Here is a 3,377-nt window from a genome sequence, read left to right as displayed (position 1 = left end):
GGCGCGTGCCGTCCTCGTGCTCGTGGCGGATCGCGATCGCGTCCGGCGTCTCGCGCGCCCAGCGGGCGCAGCAGGCCTCGCCGATGTTGAAATCCGCCGGCACCTGCCAGCGGAAGGTGGAATGCAGGGCCGCGTAGGAATCGGCCATGCCCATTGACTCAGGCGCCGAAGCGGGCCAGCTCATCGCCGGTGATGCGGCAGATGCGCCAGTCGGGCAGCATCGTCGCGCCCATGCGCTCGTAGAAGCGGATGGCGTTCTCGTTCCAGTCGAGCACGCTCCACTCGAAGCGGCCGTAGCCGCGATCGACCGCCAGCCGCGCGAGCCGCGTCAGCATGGCCTCGCCGACGCCCTCGCCGCGGTGCGCGGGCTGCACGTACAGGTCTTCGAGGTAGAGCCCCGGCTGCGCGAGGAAGGTGGAGAAGTTGGTGAAGAACAGCGCGAAGGCGATCACCTCGCCGTCGGCCTCGGCCACCATCGCCTCGGCGACGGCCTTTTCGCCGAACAGGTGCGGCCGCAGCTTCTCGGGGGTGACCTGCAGCAGGTGGGTCAGTTTCTCGAACTCGGCGAGTTCGCGGATCAGGCCGACGATCGGCACGACATCGCGCAGTTCGGCGGCGCGCAGCGCGTAGGCGGGGTTGCCGTCGAGCGGCATCGGGGAGGAGGGCATCCGCCGATTGTCTCTCAGCCTCTACCCTTCAGCCCCCGTCCCTCGGCCCCCCAGATCAGGCGGCCAGCCGCTCCCAGGCGGCGGCCGGGGTGGCGCGCGCCGGCTGCGGCCAGATCACGCAGACGGTGCGCGGGGGCAGCAGGTGCTGGCGAAAGAACGCGACGGCCCGCGCGGGGTGCGCCGCTGCCAGCACGGCGCGGATGGCCGGCTCGCCGGCCGCGGCGTCCAGCACCACGTTCGAGCCGGTCGAGCCCATCACACCGATGCGCCCCGGCGGGTGGCCGCGGTCCAGCAGGTAGTCGACGGCGCCGAGCAGGTCGTCGCGCTCGCGCTGCCCGGAGCCGCCACGCCGCTGGATCACCAGCACCGACAGGCCTTGCGTGCGCAGCGCCTGTGCCAGCGCGCGGTTGCGCCGGCCGTCACGACCGTTGACCAGGACCACCGCGGCGCGTCCGCCCGGCACCGGCAGGTACTCGGCGCGGACCAACGCCCGGCCACCGCGTGCCGCGAAACCCACCGTGTCGAGCACCGATCCGGCGCGCGCCGGTGGCTTCGGGCGCACCCGTGCGCGGCGGTACGCCGCTGTCAGCCAACCCGTGGCGCAGGCGATGGCGCATCCCGATGCGATGAGCGGCCATGGCGAGCTGAAGTCCATGATGAAAAATCCCCCTGAGCGAAACCGAGTGTCCGAATCCACGCTCTCGCCGTCCTTCAATGTCCTGAAGCCGGCCTGAATCGTTCTGAAAGTCGGTGTCATCGCGTAAATTCGCCGGCTTGGAGGATCCCCTTTGCCTGACCACTACCGCTTCGGACACGTCGCGCTGAATCCGGCCACCCGCCAGTTGCTGATCGACGGCCAGCCGGCGCTGCTGGGCGCGCGCGCCTTCGACCTGCTGCAGGCGCTGGTCGAGCGCAGCGACCGGCTGGTGTCCAAGGGCGAACTGCTGGACCTCGTCTGGCCCGGCCTCGTGGTCGAGGAGAACAACCTGCAGGTGCACGTCTCGGCGCTGCGCAAGCTGCTGGGCGCGCAGGCGATCGCGACCGTGCCCGGGCGTGGCTACCGCTTCACGATGGCCGCGCAGGCGCCTGCCGTGTCCTCCCCCGCACCTGCACCTGCCCCCGCGCTGGCCGCGGCCGCCGTGCCGCCGCGCGACACCCTGCCCGAGCGGCCGGTCGCGCTGCTCGGCCGCGAGCGGGAGCTGCCCGAGCTGCTCGCGCAACTCGACCGCTCGGGCCTGGTGACGCTGGTCGGGCCCGGCGGCATCGGCAAGACCACGCTCGCCCGCGCCGCGGCCCAGGCCGGGCGCCAGGCCTGGGCCGACGGCGTTGCCTGGGTCGAGCTCGCCTCGCTGACCGACGCCTCGCTGATCAGCGGCGCGGTCGCACAGGCGTTGTCGCTGCAGCTGGTGGTCGGCGGCGATGCGCAGGCCGCGCTGCTGTCGTCGATCCGCAACCTGCAGGCCCTGCTGGTGCTCGACAACGCGGAGCACCTGGTGGAGGCGGTGGCGCCGCTGGTGCAGGCGCTGCAGCGGGCCGCGCCCGGGCTGCGCATCCTGGTGACGAGCCAGGTGCCGCTGCACCTCGCCGGCGAGCGGCTGCTGCGCATCGAGGCGCTCGCCGTGCCGCCCGACGGCAGTGCCGCCGAGCCGGCCCGCCAGCACGGTGCGATCGCGCTGTTCTGCGAGCGCGCGCAGGCGGTCGACCGGCGCTTTGCGCTGACCGACGCCAACGTCGGCGCGGTGACCGAGATCTGCCGCCGCCTCGACGGCGTGCCGCTGGCGCTGGAACTGGCGGCGGCGCGCGTGCCGCTGCTGGGCGTGGCCGGCATCGCGTCGCGGCTGGACGACCGCTTCCGCCTGCTCGCCAGCAGCGTGCGCGGCACGCCGACCCGCCAGCAGACGCTGCAGGCGGCGCTCGACTGGAGCCTCGGGCTGCTCGCACCGGCGCAGCGCGCGCTGTTCGATTCGCTCGGCGTGTTCGCCGGCGGCTTCACGCTGCCGCTGGCCGGCGCCGTGCTGGCCGACGGCAGCGATCCGGACGGCTGGGCCGCGATCGACGGGCTGGCGCTGCTGTCGGACCACTCGCTGGTGCAGGTGAGCGCCGACGATCCGCCGCGCTATGCGCTCAGCGAGAGCGCGCGCGCCTACGCGCAGGCGCGCCTCGCGGACGACCCGCGCGCCCACGCGCTGCGCGGCCGGCATGCGCGCGCGCTGCGCGAGTTCTTCGCCGCCGCGCAGGGCGACTGGCTGCGCATGCCGGATGCCCCGTGGCTCGCGCTCTACGAACCCGAGCTCGACAACCTGCGCGCCGCGCTCGCGTGGTCGCAGCAGCACGACCCCGAGACGCTGGTCGCGCTGGTCGGCGCCGCCGCGCCGCTGTGGCACCACCTGTCGCTGCACGCCGAAGCGAGGCGCTGGCACGAGATCAGCGAGGCGATGGTCGATGACAACGTTCCCAAGCCGCTGGCCKCCGCCTGGTGGCGGGCCGCGCAATGGGTGTGGGCGGAGGGCTCGCCGGGCCGCTCGCGCGGCGCGGCCGACCATGCGCAGGCGCTGTACCGCGCGCTCGGCGACGAACACGGCCTGTATGCGCAGCTGACCGGGCTGGCCGGTCTGTGGCAGGCGCCGAACCCGGCGGCGCGCGCGGCGCTGGACGAGGCACTGGCGCTGGAGCGCCTGGACTGGCCGGCGCGCGAGCGCGCCTGGGGCC

The 3,377-nt window shown here is 74.1% G+C and carries 4 protein-coding genes; 2 read left to right on the top strand and 2 right to left on the bottom strand.

Annotated elements, in window-relative coordinates:
• Window positions 1-158: 158 nt before the first annotated feature.
• Window positions 159-668 carry a GNAT family N-acetyltransferase gene (locus AC1D15_RS23065; RefSeq protein WP_477827807.1) on the bottom strand — a complete coding sequence of 170 codons (510 nt, stop codon included), beginning with the start codon at window positions 666-668 and terminating at the stop codon, window positions 159-161.
• A 55-nt stretch (window positions 669-723) separates the two neighbouring features.
• On the bottom strand, window positions 724-1,197 hold the full coding sequence (locus AC1D15_RS23060) for an alpha/beta hydrolase family protein (RefSeq protein ID WP_477827806.1): 474 nt from the start codon (window positions 1,195-1,197) through the stop codon (window positions 724-726).
• On the opposite strand from AC1D15_RS23060, the gene AC1D15_RS23055 reads away from it, so the two are divergent.
• Both AC1D15_RS23055 and AC1D15_RS23050 read left to right on the top strand, forming a co-directional pair.
• Window positions 1,187-1,402 (top strand): hypothetical protein, encoded by a 216-nt coding sequence (locus AC1D15_RS23055; protein ID WP_465113932.1) that lies wholly within the window; start codon window positions 1,187-1,189, stop codon window positions 1,400-1,402. The genes AC1D15_RS23060 and AC1D15_RS23055 overlap by 11 nt on opposite strands.
• Window positions 1,403-1,456: 54 nt before the next feature.
• Window positions 1,457-3,377, top strand: a 1,921-nt coding sequence (locus tag AC1D15_RS23050; RefSeq protein WP_477827805.1) for an ATP-binding protein, incomplete at its 3' end; no start/stop codon positions are given.

The sequence above is a fragment of the Rhizobacter sp. P2_H2 genome (genome assembly GCF_056403375.1).
This window is presented reverse-complemented; position numbering and strand designations above follow the sequence as displayed.

What these genes read in the sequence shown, in the direction of transcription:
- AC1D15_RS23065 (WP_477827807.1), bottom strand. Translation starts at nt 668, where the DNA reads ATGCCCTCCTCCCCGATGCCGCTCGACGGCAACCCCGCCTACGCGCTG.